This is a genomic window from Mucilaginibacter robiniae, from assembly GCF_012849215.1.
Taxonomy (GTDB): Bacteria; Bacteroidota; Bacteroidia; order Sphingobacteriales; family Sphingobacteriaceae; genus Mucilaginibacter; species Mucilaginibacter robiniae.
On sequence record NZ_CP051682.1, the window covers coordinates 657,352 to 672,448 of the forward strand.

Annotated in this window: 15 protein-coding genes; 5 read left to right on the forward strand and 10 right to left on the reverse strand. The window is 42.2% G+C overall.

The annotated features are described in order from the left end of the window. Window positions 1-110 precede the first annotated feature (110 nt). Window positions 111-2,069, reverse strand: coding sequence for a DNA topoisomerase (ATP-hydrolyzing) subunit B (gyrB, locus tag HH214_RS03005; protein ID WP_169605937.1), 1,959 nt, complete (start codon window positions 2,067-2,069; stop codon window positions 111-113). Between the two features lie 150 nt (window positions 2,070-2,219). Here gyrB and HH214_RS03010 point away from each other — a divergent pair, with 150 nt between their 5' ends. Then, a complete protein-coding gene (locus HH214_RS03010; RefSeq protein ID WP_169605938.1) occupies window positions 2,220-2,831 on the forward strand; it encodes an OmpH family outer membrane protein in 612 nt (203 codons plus the stop codon). Between the two features lie 273 nt (window positions 2,832-3,104). Beyond that, entirely contained in the window at window positions 3,105-3,584 is a 480-nt protein-coding gene (locus HH214_RS03015) for a nucleoside deaminase (RefSeq protein WP_315853184.1), read from the forward strand. A 103-nt stretch (window positions 3,585-3,687) separates the two neighbouring features. Here HH214_RS03015 and HH214_RS03020 read toward each other — a convergent pair whose 3' ends face one another. The 3 genes from HH214_RS03020 to HH214_RS03030 are packed head-to-tail and all read right to left on the reverse strand — an operon-like array spanning window position 3,688 to window position 4,683. After that, window positions 3,688-3,963: a SelT/SelW/SelH family protein gene (locus HH214_RS03020; RefSeq protein ID WP_169605939.1), complete on the reverse strand. Its 276-nt coding sequence runs from the start codon at window positions 3,961-3,963 to the stop codon at window positions 3,688-3,690. Beyond that, entirely contained in the window at window positions 3,960-4,376 is a 417-nt protein-coding gene (locus tag HH214_RS03025; RefSeq protein WP_169605940.1) for an RNA-binding S4 domain-containing protein, read from the reverse strand. The genes HH214_RS03020 and HH214_RS03025 overlap by 4 nt, the downstream gene beginning before the upstream one ends. A 22-nt stretch (window positions 4,377-4,398) precedes the next feature. Further along, a complete protein-coding gene (locus tag HH214_RS03030; RefSeq protein WP_169605941.1) occupies window positions 4,399-4,683 on the reverse strand; it encodes a hypothetical protein in 285 nt (94 codons plus the stop codon). A 130-nt stretch (window positions 4,684-4,813) separates the two neighbouring features. Here HH214_RS03030 and HH214_RS03035 point away from each other — a divergent pair, with 130 nt between their 5' ends. From HH214_RS03035 to HH214_RS03045, 3 genes are all read left to right on the forward strand, one after another. Continuing rightward, window positions 4,814-5,632: a 2,3,4,5-tetrahydropyridine-2,6-dicarboxylate N-succinyltransferase gene (locus HH214_RS03035; RefSeq protein WP_390622379.1), complete on the forward strand. Its 819-nt coding sequence runs from the start codon at window positions 4,814-4,816 to the stop codon at window positions 5,630-5,632. 133 nt (window positions 5,633-5,765) lie between these two features. Continuing rightward, a complete protein-coding gene (locus HH214_RS03040) occupies window positions 5,766-6,893 on the forward strand; it encodes a glycosyltransferase family 4 protein (protein ID WP_169605943.1) in 1,128 nt (375 codons plus the stop codon). Then, window positions 6,886-7,452 carry an L-threonylcarbamoyladenylate synthase gene (locus tag HH214_RS03045; RefSeq protein ID WP_169605944.1) on the forward strand — a complete coding sequence of 189 codons (567 nt, stop codon included), beginning with the start codon at window positions 6,886-6,888 and terminating at the stop codon, window positions 7,450-7,452. The genes HH214_RS03040 and HH214_RS03045 overlap by 8 nt, the downstream gene beginning before the upstream one ends. Before the next feature lie 23 nt (window positions 7,453-7,475). Here HH214_RS03045 and rodA read toward each other — a convergent pair whose 3' ends face one another. From rodA to purH, 6 genes are all read right to left on the reverse strand, one after another. Next, window positions 7,476-8,738: a rod shape-determining protein RodA gene (gene rodA, locus HH214_RS03050; protein ID WP_169605945.1), complete on the reverse strand. Its 1,263-nt coding sequence runs from the start codon at window positions 8,736-8,738 to the stop codon at window positions 7,476-7,478. Then, window positions 8,731-10,725 (reverse strand): penicillin-binding protein 2, encoded by a 1,995-nt coding sequence (mrdA, locus tag HH214_RS03055; RefSeq protein WP_169605946.1) that lies wholly within the window; start codon window positions 10,723-10,725, stop codon window positions 8,731-8,733. Before mrdA ends, rodA begins: the two co-directional genes overlap by 8 nt. Next, complete coding sequence (locus HH214_RS03060; RefSeq protein ID WP_169605947.1) at window positions 10,726-11,241, reverse strand: rod shape-determining protein MreD; 516 nt, start codon at window positions 11,239-11,241, stop codon at window positions 10,726-10,728. It lies immediately after the preceding gene. Next, window positions 11,234-12,070, reverse strand: a complete 837-nt coding sequence (gene mreC / locus HH214_RS03065) for a rod shape-determining protein MreC (RefSeq protein ID WP_169605948.1) — start codon at window positions 12,068-12,070, stop codon at window positions 11,234-11,236. Before mreC ends, HH214_RS03060 begins: the two co-directional genes overlap by 8 nt. Before the next feature lie 96 nt (window positions 12,071-12,166). Then, entirely contained in the window at window positions 12,167-13,189 is a 1,023-nt protein-coding gene (locus tag HH214_RS03070) for a rod shape-determining protein (protein WP_169605949.1), read from the reverse strand. A gap of 129 nt (window positions 13,190-13,318) precedes the next feature. After that, window positions 13,319-14,845 (reverse strand): bifunctional phosphoribosylaminoimidazolecarboxamide formyltransferase/IMP cyclohydrolase, encoded by a 1,527-nt coding sequence (gene purH / locus HH214_RS03075; RefSeq protein WP_169605950.1) that lies wholly within the window; start codon window positions 14,843-14,845, stop codon window positions 13,319-13,321. Window positions 14,846-15,097: the final 252 nt, after the last annotated feature.

Sequence of the window (15,097 nt, forward strand, 5' to 3'; positions counted from 1 at the left end):
TGCGAGGTACGAAGCAATCTATGGACTATTTATAGTTAAACTACTTGTGCAGAGATTGCTTCGTACCTCGCAATGACGATGATTTATGTTTTATTTTACTCTACTTTCAATTACGCATCAATACGTGCGTACTTGGCGTTCTTTTCAATGAACTCACGGCGTGGGGCTACTTCATCACCCATCAGCATAGAGAAAGTATGATCGCACTCAGCAGCATTTTCAATACTGGCCTGGCGCAAAGTACGGGTAGCCGGGTTCATGGTAGTTTCCCATAACTGTTCCGCATTCATTTCACCCAAACCTTTGTACCGTTGCACGTGTACGCTATCTTCACGACCGGCACCTTTCAGACGCTGAATGGCCGCCATACGCTGCTCGTCTGTCCAGCAATATTCAAAATCTTTGCCTTTTTTAACCAAGTATAATGGAGGTGAAGCAATGTACACATAACCGTTTTCTACCAGTTCTTTCATGTAACGGAAGAAGAAAGTCAGAATCAGGGTAGTAATGTGCGAACCATCCACGTCAGCATCCGTCATGATTACGATTTTATGATACCTGAGTTTGGCTATATTCAGGGCCTTATCATCTTCCGGGGTACCAATGCTTACACCCAAAGCGGTAAACATGTTCTTGATCTCCTCGTTCTCGTAAATTTTGTGCTCCATGGCTTTTTCCACGTTCAGGATTTTACCCCTTAACGGCAAAATAGCCTGAAACTCGCGGGCGCGACCTTGCTTGGCAGTACCACCTGCCGAGTCACCTTCCACCAGGTAAATTTCACAAACAGCAGGATCACTGTTAGCACAGTCGGCCAGTTTACCCGGCAAACCAGAACCACTCATTACGCTTTTACGCTGCACCATTTCGCGTGCTTTACGCGCAGCAGCACGAGCTGTAGCAGCTAATATTACTTTATTAACAATCTGACGGGCTTCTTTCGGGTTCTCTTCCAGGTAAACACTTAAAATTTCACCTACCGCTACGTTTACCGCACCGCTTACCTCACTGTTACCTAACTTGGTTTTGGTTTGACCTTCAAACTGTGGCTCCGCTACTTTAACCGAAATAATAGCGGTTAAACCTTCGCGGAAGTCATCGCCGGTAATATCTACTTTTACGTTTTTCAGCAAACCTGATTTATCAGCATAAGCTTTTAAGGTACGGGTTAATCCCATACGGAAACCCGCTACGTGTGTACCACCTTCAATAGTGTTAATGTTATTTACGTATGAAAATACGTTTTCTGAGTAGGTATCATTGTACTGCAAAGCCAGCTCAACCGGAATACCTTGCTTGGTACCTTCTACATAAATAGGCTCAGGAATAATTGACACCCGGGTGCCATCTAAAAACTTAACAAACTCTTTTAAGCCGCCTTCTGAAAAGAAAATTTCGGTGCGAAATTCGCCAGTTTCATCCGGCTCGCGCTCATCTGTTAAGCTCAGGCGTATGCCTTTGTTCAGGAAAGCCAACTCCCGCAAACGGGCAGCCAGCGTATCGTATTTATACTCAAGCGTGGTAGTAAAAATTTCAGGGTCGGGCTGAAACCATTGCGTAGTACCGGTTCTTTCGCTTTCACCTACTACCTTAACATCATATTGCGGCTTACCTTTTTCATATTCTTGCTGAAAAATTTGGCCTTCACGCTGAACGGTAGTTTTTAAATGAGTAGATAAGGCGTTAACGCAACTTACCCCTACACCGTGCAAACCACCGGAAACCTTGTAAGTATCTTTATCAAATTTACCGCCGGCATGCAGTACGGTCATAACCACTTCGAGTGCCGAACGTTTTTCTTTAGTATGTATAGCGGTTGGAATACCACGGCCATTATCCTGTACCTCAATGGCATTACCGGGTTTAATGAAAACTTTAATATCGTCGCAATAGCCGGCTAAAGCTTCGTCAATCGAGTTATCTACAACCTCATACACCAAGTGATGCAAACCTTTTACGCCGGTATCACCAATGTACATAGACGGGCGCTTACGCACCGCTTCCAGGCCTTCTAAAACCTGGATATTATCTGCCGAATAATTGGACCTATCCTGTTGTTCTTCGCTCATTATTTTGTTTTAAAAACTAACTAACAAATATACGCATTTTACAGCTATTTCTTGCTACTGTGGATAACTAAACACGTCATTATCGGGCCATTAAAACATTAGGATACTGGTAATGAAGTTATATATTTGTGAAATTTTTAAGTTAGCATAATGAAAAACCCTGCTTCGATTTTTACGAAAATTACTTTAAGCCTGTTAGTAGCCGGCACCATAGCTGCCTGCAACCAAAACAAACCTGCGGATAAAACAACCACCACTTCATCACCAGCTGCTGCCCCGGTTGCCGTTGATGAATCAGCCAAAATAGTATTTGTAAACTCTGACTCACTGCTAAACAAATACGATTACTTTAAAGATATGTCGGCCCGTTTGGAAACCAAAGGCAAAGCCGCTCAAAGCGATTTACAAAGCAAAGGTCAGGCTTTTCAACGTGAAGTAGCTGAATACCAGAAAAGTGCCGGTACCATGACTGCCGAGCAACGCCAAGCTACCGAACAACGTTTACAACGCAAACAGCAGGAACTGCAAGCTTACCAGCAAAATGCAGGCGCCCAAGTACAAAATGAAACCGCCAGCGAGCAAAGTAAGCTTTATGAAAAAGTTGCCGAATTCTTGAAGGTTTATGCTAAAGACAAGGGTTACAAAATGGTAATGACTTACCAAAAAGGCAACAGCGGTATTTTATACGGCGACCCTAGCTTGGATATTACTTCAGACGTGGTAAAAAAACTAAACGAGGCTTACGCCAAAGACAAAAAATAATTTTAACTGTTAAAATGATAGAAAAAACCTCAGCTAAACCGTTGAGGTTTTTTTATGAACATTATTTACTGTTTTTGAGAGCTAGTTAACCGATGTACTGGCAAAACAGTGTCACCACTGCCAATGGTTTGTCAGTGTTACAGGGTGTTACACACTGAAACATGTAACACTTGTGAAACACGCTGCTGTAATCAGTCTCCTGATTTTTGAAAAACAATATCTGATACCGCTGGTCATTTATCAAACCTATAACCCAATTTGAATTGATATTTTATGGAAAATATAGAACACGAAAAATTTATGCGCATGGCTATTGCCTTATCTGAGCAGAACGTAGCTCAGGGCTTAGGCGGGCCTTTCGGTGCAGTGATTGTTAAAGATGGGGAAGTTATAGCCGCCAGTGCCAATAAAGTGGTACCTTCTAATGACCCTACTGCTCATGCCGAAGTATCAACCATACGGCTGGCCTGCCAGCAACTGAATACCTTTAATCTGCAAGGCTGTGTTATTTACACCAGCTGCGAACCCTGCCCGATGTGTTTAGGCGCCATTTACTGGTCCCGCTTGGATAAGATTTATTACGCCAATACCAAAAGCGATGCCGCCGCTATCGGTTTTGACGACCAATTTATCTACGAAGAGTTAGACCGGCCCATGACTGCCCGTAAACTCCCTGTAGAACAACTCTTGCACGAGGAAGCTTTAAGCGCCTTTAAAGCATGGGAAATCAACACGCAGAAAACACATTATTAGGCATAATATTGAACTAGATTATTGTAACTAATGCTAACTAAAAAGCCATCCTGTTGATACAATGGGATGGCTTTGTTTTTAATAACATCAACCTCCGTTGAGGTTACCGGTCTGAATGGCCTAAACTCTTTTCAGGGTTTACCACATCTCTCACCAGCTGCTTTAATTCTTTAATTTCCGGAAAGCGCCCCATTTGTTTACGGTTAAAAACCTCCAACTCATTAACTCTGATGATGTAACTACCACTAACTTCGCTAGGTTGCAATAGCACACCATGCACATCATCCGTAAACGTGGTTAATAGTTCCTGCGCCATATAGGCAGCCCGCAGCATCCAGCCGCACTTGGGGCAATATTCAATACTGATGGTCGGCTTCATTCCTCCTCTTCCCCTTGTGGCTTTTCAAAATACCCTTCCTGTAAATCATCAATCTCCCGCCGGTCGCGCTTGGTAGGCCGGCCCGTACCCCGGTCGCGTCGCAATACCGGAGAGTGAAACATGGATTTAAAAGCTGGCGTTTGCTCCACCGGGGTAAGGTCGGCGTAAAAGTTCACCGCAGTTTTGGCATCTACGCGGTTTTCGAGCAGGCCGGTTACTGTTAATATTTTACGCTCCAAACCCTTCGATACATTGTAAGTTTCACCCAGTTTCACCTCGTGGGATGCTTTAACATTCTGGCCATTCAGCTTTACACGGCCAGCCTTACAAGCTTCCGTAGCTAGCGTACGGGTTTTAAAAATGCGGATAGCCCACAGGTATTTATCTATTCGTAGTTTTTCTTTTTCAGGCATTTATAGTTGTTCTATTTTCGTTTTATTGATCATTCTCCGCTATTTCAGCACGTGTTTTACTTTGAAAATTAATGATTATCCATTCAATAATCAATCCATAAAGAAGGCAGGTTATGGCAAGAATTAAAAAGTATCCAGGAAAATGATTTTTCCCTAAAAGCCAACCAATACAGACAGATGGTAAAGCAATTACTTTGAAATATGCAGTGAATAGACCTACAATGATTATAGTGAAAACACTATCGCTAAAACCACCTTCACTATCAGCAAATGAAATAAAGAAAGAAAGAATTGCTAAAATGGCCATAACAAGGCTGTTAGACAGTAATCTCAGATAATTAACTTTCTTGAACATGCAATTTTGAATTAAGCCCCTATATCACAATGTATAAAACAAATTTCCTCAAAAATCCCTTAATTTGCCAAAAATTTGAATGATGGCTGAAACTTTAAAGAAAATGGTGGAAGAGGCTTGGGAAGACCGTGCCTTACTCAGCGAAAATACCTATATCAATGCGATTGAAACTGTGATTGCCCGATTAGACAAAGGCGAAATCCGTGTAGCAGAACTGATTACCAACCGTTGGCATGTAAACGACTGGATTAAAAAAGCGGTTATTTTATACTTCCCCATCCGTCAGATGGAAGAAATTAAAGTGGGCCCTTTTGTATTTCATGATAAAATGAGATTGAAAGAGGATTACCGCAAAGCTGGCGTGCGTGTAGTACCACATGGTATTGCCCGTTACGGTGCTTACCTGGCTAAAGGTGTAATCATGATGCCATCATACGTAAACATTGGTGCTTATGTAGATGAAGGCACCATGGTAGATACCTGGGCTACCGTAGGTTCATGCGCTCAAATTGGTAAACATTGCCATTTAAGCGGCGGTGTGGGTATTGGCGGTGTGTTAGAACCCGTTCAAGCAGCCCCGGTAATTATTGAAGATAACTGCTTCTTGGGTTCACGCGCTATTGTAGTGGAAGGCGTTCACGTAGAGCAGGAAGCTGTATTGGGTGCTAACGTAGTACTTACGGCATCAACCAAAATTATTGATGTAACCGGTTCTACTCCCGTTGAGTACAAAGGCCATGTACCTGCCCGTTCTGTAGTTATTCCAGGTTCTTACTCTAAACAATTTGCTGCCGGCGAGTACCAGGTACCTTGTGCCCTGATTATCGGCAAACGTAAAGAATCAACCGATAAAAAAACTTCGTTAAATAATGCACTGCGGGACAATAACGTGGCTGTGTAAGAAAGTTATTTTGTTTTAAATTTACCAAGCATTGTTGCGAGGTACGAAGCAATTGGTGTAAAGATATATTGAATATGTCTGGTGCATAGATTGCTTCGTACCTCGCAATGACGTTTTAAAGTACTCCCACACCATGCGCATAGGCTATGATGCCAAGAGAGCTTTTTTAAATAATACCGGTCTGGGTAATTACAGTCGGTGGCTCATTGGTGTTATGACTAGGTATTACCCGGAAAATCAATACAGCTTATACACACCCGAAGTTAAGGATAATCGTCACGCGTATTTGTTAAACCATTTGCCACATACCAACACTGTTGCACCAGGTAGCAAGCTATTATCTTCCTGGTGGCGAACTAAGGGCATTGTTAACAACATGAAACAGGATGGTGTGAAACTCTATCATGGCTTAAGCCATGAATTACCTCTAGGTATAGCTCAAAGCGGTATCAAATCGGTACTTACGGTGCACGATTTAATCTTCATGCGCTTTCCGCAGTACTTCGGGTGGGTAAACCGAATGATTTACCGGGCTAAACTACAATACGCCTGTAAAACAGCTGACAGCATTATTGCCATCAGTCAGAAAACTAAGGATGACTTAATTGAATTGCTGCAGGTACCTGCTAGTAAAATCAGTGTCATTTACCAAAGCTGCGATCCGGTTTTTGCACAAGCTCACCCCCCCGCACAAAAAGCATCTATACAACAAAAGTATCAGCTTCCTGAACAGTTTATACTAACAGTAGGCACCATTGAAGAACGCAAGAACCTAATGCTGCTGGTTAAGGCTTTATCTTGCTTAAAAGCTAAAGCTACTTTAGTAGTGGTAGGAAAACCTACAGATTACCTGAACGAGGTAAAAGCCTTTATTCAGCAACATCAGCTAACCAGTCAAGTTATATTTTTGCATCAGGTTAGTTTTGATGAACTGCCGGCCTTGTACCAGTTGGCTCAGGCATTTATTTATCCCTCGCGCTACGAAGGTTTTGGCATACCGATACTGGAAGCATTGAACTCAGGCACTCCGGTCATTGCAGCTAAAGGTTCGTGCCTGGAAGAAGCAGGAGGCCCGCATAGTTTGTATGTTGATCCGGATGATGAACAGGAACTGGCAACAACCATTAGCCAAGTACTCCATAACGAAGAATTAAGAAATCGCATGATAACGCAGGGCTTAACTTACGCCAGGCAATTTAATGATGAGGCATTAGCTGAGCAATACATGCAACTTTACAAAAACACGCTTACTTATGCTTAGAGATGAAGTAAATAAGGCCTTGGAAGTTATACAACAAGGCGGCATCATTTTGTATCCTACCGATACTATTTGGGGTATAGGCTGCGATGCTACCAACACCGAAGCTATTAAAAAAATATACCAGCTTAAACAGCGGGACGAAGCCAAAAGTATGCTGATTTTGGTAGATACCGAAAATAAACTGGAAAGCTACATACGCGAAGTGCCAGCCATTGCTTATGAATTGATTGAGTATGCCGAAAACCCGATGACGTTGGTGATGCCTGGCGCTAAAAATATTTCGCCGGCCTTGATTAGTGCTGATGGTAGCGTGGGCATCCGGGTTACTTCTCATCCTTTTTGCCAACAGCTAATACAACGTTTACGCAAGCCTCTGGTATCTACCTCGGCCAACATCAGCGGACAGCCTTCACCACAAAATTTTGCGCAAGTATCAGAAGAGATCAAAACGGGTGTAGATTACGTAGTTAACCTGGAGCAAGATAACCGTTCTGCTAAAAAACCATCCACCATTATGCGCTTAGAGCCTGATGGACGGTTTGAATTTCTTCGGCGATAAGTATATAGGTTATCTAACCTGTTTTAAATTATTAAGCCAAGTCGGTTAGCGTCCAGCTTAATCAAGATGAACAGCAAAATGGTAAAGCTCCATAATGAGGAGCCACCATAGCTGATAAAAGGCAGCGGAATACCAATAACCGGCACCAAGCCTATCGTCATGCCGATATTGATAATGACGTGAAAAAAGATAATGGAGGCTACCCCATAACCATATATTCTGGAAAAAGGAGCTCGCTGTCGTTCGGCTAAATAAATTATACGCAACAGCAAAAACAGGTACAAACCAATAACGCCTAATGAACCTGCATAGCCCCACTCCTCACCTACGGTACAAAAAATAAAGTCGGTGCTTTGTTCGGGCACAAAGGAGTATTTGGTTTGTGTGCCTTGCAAATAACCTTTCCCCCACATTTTGCCTGAACCAATAGCAATTTTAGACTGGTTAACGTTATACCCTGCCCCACGCACATCGTTTGCAATACCTAACAACTCATCAATGCGTGATTTTTGATGGCTTTTTAATACGTTATTGTAGATGAAATTTACACTAAAAACGAACAAAACAGATATGGCCAAACCTCCTACCAGAACCACCAATGTTTCGCGCCTCAGCTTGAACAGGAAAATAGCTCCAACTACCAGAGCAATCAATATTCCGATTAAAATTAGCTGATTAAACAACAAGGAAAGCACAAATAAGGTAATCAGCAAACCTGCAATAATCAGGAACAACGGCGATAACCCCTCGCGGTACAACACAAAAATAAGCGAACAAAATACCAGTGTTGAACCGGTATCCGGCTGCAACATAATCAGCAACATAGGGAAGCCAATGATGGCAGCAACCGTTAAGAAAGATTTAAACTCCGTAATGCGAATATTAGTTCCGCTTAAGTAACGGGCCAGCAACAAACAAGTCGTAAACTTGGCAAACTCAGAGGGTTGCAATCTAAAGCTGCCTATAGGTATCCAGGCCTGATTACCACCCACATTGCGGCCAACAATCAGCACCAGCATCAGCAATAGCACAGTCACTACGTAAAAGCCAGGAGCTAAGGCACTAAAAAAGCGGCTATCCAGCAGTAAAATAACCGTCCCCAGTACAATTGCCGACAAGATGAAGATGAATTGCTTACCGTAATTAGTTTCTAAATCTAAAAAGCCCGGATGCTGATCATCAAATACAGCAGCATGAATATTAAACCAACCCACGGTACACAACGCCAGGTACAATATTACCGTCAGCCAATCTACGTTGAAAAAAAAGCTGCGTTGGTTATTCATCCTCTCTGCGTTTAAATTGTACAGCCGCCAACTGCCGGCTAAAAGTATCTTTTTTGTGCTTGCCTGATACTGACTTCAAAATAACCGGCTTAGGAGCGGTGTCTTTTTGTGTCTTTTTCAAACTATCCGGCCCCATTTTATATTTGGGAACAGGAGGCTTATATCCCGGCGGCGGCGGCAGCAGATTTTTGTTCATAATATACGCTACCTGCGCCTTAGGCCGGGTAATAGCATCACGCAAATACTTTTCAACCAGATAACTGGCAATAGGTGCTGCCCATGATGCACCAAAACCACCATTTTCAACAATAACAGCTATGGCAATTTTAGGATTATCACGTGGGGCAAAGCCCACAAATATGGAGTGGTTTTTACCTCTATTTTGCGCTGTACCCGTTTTACCACACATGATGATGCCCGGTATACGAGACTCGGCCGCTGTACCCCGATCTACCACATCCTGCATACCATCAATTACTGGGTTGAAATAAGTAGAATCGATACCCACATAATTACGGGTAGTATATTCTGCCTTCGTAATTCTACGATCGCCTATAGCTTTAATCAAGTGCGGCGTATAATAGAAGCCACGATTCGCTATGGTACATTCAATATTGGCCATTTGCAGCGGGGTTGATAATAGCTCTCCCTGCCCAATAGCATCAGAAATAATGGTATTTACCCGCCAATGATCTTTATGATAACGGTTATCATAAAACTTACTGCTAGGTACTAAGCCTTTACGTTCGTGCGGCAAATCCAAACCCAGCTTTACGCCAAAACCGAATTTGTTCACATTGGTCCGCCAGTTCATGTAAGTATCGGCTGTACGATGACCACCGCCATTTTTGTTAATTAAGCGGTCAAATACATTACAAAAGTAGGTATTGCAAGATTGTGATATAGCCTTGCGCAAATCAGTAACGCCATCAAAGTGCTCACATCCTACTCTATGATTGCCAGCTTGGTAATAATGCGGACAGAAAAACGTGGTTTGAGGTGTGATAATACCTTCTTGCAAAGCAATCAAAGCATCTAACGGCTTGAAGGATGATCCAGGCGGATAATACGCCTGAATAGGGCGCACTAGCAAAGGCCGATAAAAATCTTTGTACATGGCAGCCATATTATTACCACGCTGCCGGCCTACCATCAAATTCGGATCATAAGTAGGGCTACTTACAAAACACAAAATTTCGCCGGTTGAGGGCTCAATGGCTACAATACTGCCTACCTTGTTATGCATAAGCGCCTCGCCCAATTTTTGTATGCGGATATCCAGCGATGAAGTTAACTGCTCTCCTGCAATAGCCGGTGTATCGAGCTTACCACCTGCAAACTGGCCCTGAAATACACCACGCGAATCAACCATAAAGTTTTGCACACCACGCTGTCCACGCAAAATGGTTTCATATGATTTTTCAACACCTGTACGACCGATATAATCACCAGGACGATAGTAATCACCAGAGCGTTCCACATCCTGATCGTTTACCTCACTAATATAACCTAAAAACTGAGCGGCGGTTGAATCTGGGTAAGTACGAATGGTACGCCGTTGCACATCAAAGCCTGGAAATTCAGACATCCTTTCACTCAATGCTGCATATTGCTGCACCGAAAGCTGCTTTTCAAATATGGATTCCCGGTAAGGCGAATATTTTCGGGCCTTGATTAACCGTTTATCAAACCCATCTTTATCAACACCAATTAACCGGCAAAACTCTAAAGTATCAAACGGCTTTACCTCTTTAGGTATTACAGTAATATCATATACCGGCAAGTTCTGCACCAATATTTTACCATTACGATCCAGAATTGGACCACGGGCTGGAAAGATAATTTTTTGGCGAATAACATTTCGGGTGGCATACAAGGTATACTTGTCATCCACAATTTGTATATAAAATAAGCGGGCCAGCAAAATGATGACCAGCGTTATGAATATTCCGGCAATAACGTAACGGCGCTCAAAATAATTGTTCATTTAACGTTCTTTTCTTCTGAAAAATAAGAAGCTGGAGATTAGTATCAAAAATAATGTAAAAACTGAACTAGTTAAAAAACGGATAAGCGTATATTGTATTTCAGAAAAACGAAAAACTTCCAGGTTGAATAAAAAGAAATGGTGAAACAGGGTTAAAATAGAGGCATAAGCAAAAAACCACCGGAAACCCATATTCCCTAAAGTGGGCTCAGGCTCATTATCAAAGCCTTCTTTTTGTACGGTAATGCTAATAAACAACACCCGCGCTAAAGCCAACAACACACAGGCGGCGGCATGTAAACCTGGTGTATCGTAAAAAGCATCAACGCATATACCGAGTATGAACGACAGTACGAACAGCAGCAAATTAGGCGTTTCGAACGGCAGCAGTAGAATAAACAGAATGTACAGGTACGGCACCGAAAGGTTATATAGGCTGATGTTCTTCAGCAAAAAAACCTGCAAAAATAGCAGCGCTATAAAACGGAGTATGTTAACAACAAAAACCCTAATCATCTTTCTTTTCCTGAGCCTCCATTCCCGCCTGCTCGGTAGCAAACTTGTTATTTACCACATACACGTATTGTAATTTACTAAAGTCAACGGAAAGCGCTACTTCCATGTTCAGGAAGAAACCACCGCCACGAGCATGCAGATTGCTGATTTTGCCGACCTGAATACCTGCCGGGAAAAGTGTAGAATAGTTAGACGTTACCACAGCCTGCCCAATACGAGGCTTTACGTTGTTAGGAATATCAATCAGCAAACCTTTATGCGGATTCATATCATTACCCCAAATTATGGTACCAATATCCTGCATACCTGCCAGCATAGCACTTACTTTGGTATCTTTATGCAGCAACGACTGCACTAATGATAAATGTGGCGTGGTGTATACCACCAAACCTACTACGCCAGCACTAGACATTACCCCCATACCTTTACTAATACCATCTTCACTTCCCTTTTGTATGGTAATATAATTATTGCGCTTGTTAACAGAATTGTTAATTACGCGGGCCTCAATGTAGGTGTACTGTTGTTTGTATATGGTATCAATTACCGCTTTTTTGGTACTGGTATCCACATAGTATGAGGATTTCAACTGGTTGTACAAACGTGCATTTTCGCGGGCTAAACTATCATTCACTTTTTGCAAAGATAAATAGCCTGTAAGCCGGTTAACCTGAGCATCCAGATTGCCGGTAATCTGATTGGTGGTATTGATAAAAGTAGCTTTCTGAAAAGTATTATACTTTACGTAAATTATTAATGCACTAATCTCAAAAATCAGGAATAAAAAAAATGCGTTGTACTTACTGATAAATATCAAAAGGTTACGCATGTTCGGTAAGTGGCGGGTTGCGAGTGATAAGTTGCGGGCTGTATTTAGGTGCTTATTTTAAAACACGCAACCTACAACCCGCAACACGAAACTCAATTATTGCATTAAAAATTTATAATTACCAATATTTTTCAGGGCAGTACCGGTACCACGTACTACAGCACGCAACGGATCTTCGGCTACGTGAACCGGCAGCTTGGTTTTAGCAGCCACACGTTTATCCAAACCACGTAGTAAAGCACCACCACCAGTCAGGTAAATACCGGTTTGGTAAATATCGGCTGATAGTTCGGGTGGCGTAATTTCAAGCGCTTTCAGGATAGCTTCCTCAATTTTAGAGATAGATTTATCCAGGCAATGCGCAATTTCAGTATAAGATACGGTAATTTGCTTAGGCACACCGGTCATTAAATCGCGGCCTTGTACGGCAAAGTCGCCCGGAGGATCTACCAGTTCAGGCAATGCAGCACCTACCTCAATTTTGATTTTCTCGGCAGTACGATCACCAATCATAATATTGTGCTGACGGCGGATGTACTGTACAATATCCGAGTCGAAATTATCACCGGCTACGCGGATAGACTGGTCACAAACAATACCCGATAAAGCGATAACGGCAATTTCAGTAGTTCCACCACCAATATCGATAATCATGTTACCCATAGGCTCTTCCACATCAATACCGATACCTACAGCCGCAGCCATTGGCTCATGAATTAGGTACACCTCTTTAGCGCCTGCAATTTCGGCAGATTGATGTACGGCACGTTTTTCCACCTCGGTGATACCTGATGGAATACAGATTACCATACGCAATGACGGGAAGAACCAGCCTTTGCCTTTGTTAATCATTTTAATCATACCGCGTATCATGTGCTCGGCCGCATCAAAATCGGCAATTACACCATCTTTCAGCGGGCGTACAGTACGTATATTATCGTGGGTTTTGCCTTCCATTTGCATGGCTTGGCGACCTATGGCGATTACTTTATTGGTTTTGCGATCGAAAGCCACAATAGAGGGCTCATCAACCACAACTTTATCGTTATGTATAATGAGGGTATTTGCAGTACCTAAGTCAATAGCAACTTCTTGTGTAAAAAAATTAAATAAACCCATTTAATCTGTATTTCAGTTAATCTGCAAAGTTTGTAAAAATATGTTTAATTATCTAAATAACCCGTTGTTTTTCAAAGCTATTTTTACTACGAACCCAGCTACTTTTCAAGGCAGCCACAGGCCTGGTTTTTAATGCTTGAAATGGCGTACACTGGTAGTAACCATAGCTATTCCTTTTTGGTTAGCCATTGCTACTGATTCTTTGTCTTTGATGGAGCCGCCAGGCTGTACTACAGCTGTAATGCCAGCATCGGCAGCAATCTCTACACAATCCGGGAACGGGAAGAAAGCATCAGAAGCCATTGCGGCTCCTTTTACATCAAAACCAAAACTTTCGGCTTTAGCCAAAGCCTGGCGCAAGGCATCTACTCTTGAAGTTTGCCCTACCCCACTAGCCAGCAACTGGTTATTTTTTACCAGTACAATGGTGTTTGATTTGGTATGCTTTACTACTTTATTGGCGAAGAACAAGTCTTTTAACTCCTGCTCGGTAGGTTGCTTGTCGGTAGCGGTTGTCATTTGATCCGGACCTTCAATCACCAAATCTTTATCTTGCTCAATTACGCCGTTTAATAAAGTTTTAAACTGCTTAACAGCCAGCTCCACGCGCTGACGAATGAGTATAATACGGTTCTTTTTCTCTTTTAGTATTTCCAAAGCCTCATCGGTATAAGCCGGGGCAATTAATACTTCAAAGAATATCTTGCTGATTTCGGCCGCCGTTTCAGCGTTAATCTCGTCATTAGCAATGATAACACCACCAAATGCCGATACCGGATCGCAGGCTAAAGCATCAATCCAGGCTTCTTTAATAAATGAACGAGTAGCTATACCGCAGGCATTGGTGTGCTTTAAAATGGCAATGGTAGGGTCGGTGAACTCGTCAATTAAAGCAACGGCAGCATCTACGTCAACCAGGTTGTTGTAAGATAGTTCTTTGCCATGCAGTTTGGTAAACATAGCATCCAGGTTACCATAAAAAACGCCTTGCTGGTGCGGGTTTTCGCCGTAACGTAAAACCTGGCTTTGCTGTATACTCTTTTTAAATACCGGCAACTCTTCATCCTGGTTAAAATATTGAAAAATAGCCGTATCGTAATCGGAAGTAATATTAAATGCTTTCTGTGCAAACCGGCGGCGCTGATCAAAAAAAGTTTCGCCATTTTGTGTTTTCAGGATATTCTCCAGATCGTTGTAGTCGTTTTTAGAAGCTACGATCACTACATCCTTAAAGTTTTTAGCAGCCGCACGAATCAGGGATATACCACCAATATCAATTTTCTCAATCACATCATCTTGCCCGGCACCCGATTTCACGGTTTCTTCAAACGGATACAAATCCACAATCACTAAATCAATCTGCGGTATTTCGTATTGTGCCAGTTGCTGTTCATCGCTTTCAAAATTGCGGCGGGCCAATATGCCGCCAAACACTTTAGGGTGCAATGTTTTTACCCGGCCTCCTAAAATTGAAGGGTAAGAAGTTAAATCTTCTACAGCAATAACATCAGCGCCTAAGCTGCGTATAAATGTTTCGGTACCACCTGTTGAGTATATCTTCACCCCTAAGCGTTTTAGCTCTTGTATTACGGGTTCCAGATGATCTTTATAATAAACCGAAATTAATGCATTTTTGATTTGAACAGACTGGCTCATAGCAACGGTGTTTTTTGAGCCGCAAAGGTAGTGGTTTTTAGCAAGATAAAATAAGTCCAGTTGCTGAACATTATTTTTAATAGTCATCTACGCCATACTTTTATCACAATTTATTATAAAACAAGGTTTTGAAACAATTCATTGAACGCTTTTTAGCCTGTAAAAGCTAAAACCAGTTAAAGCATAGTGTAATTTCTCGTGCATATACGCCGGAATATGAAACTTTTTGGCACAAGAGTATCATAAAGGCAC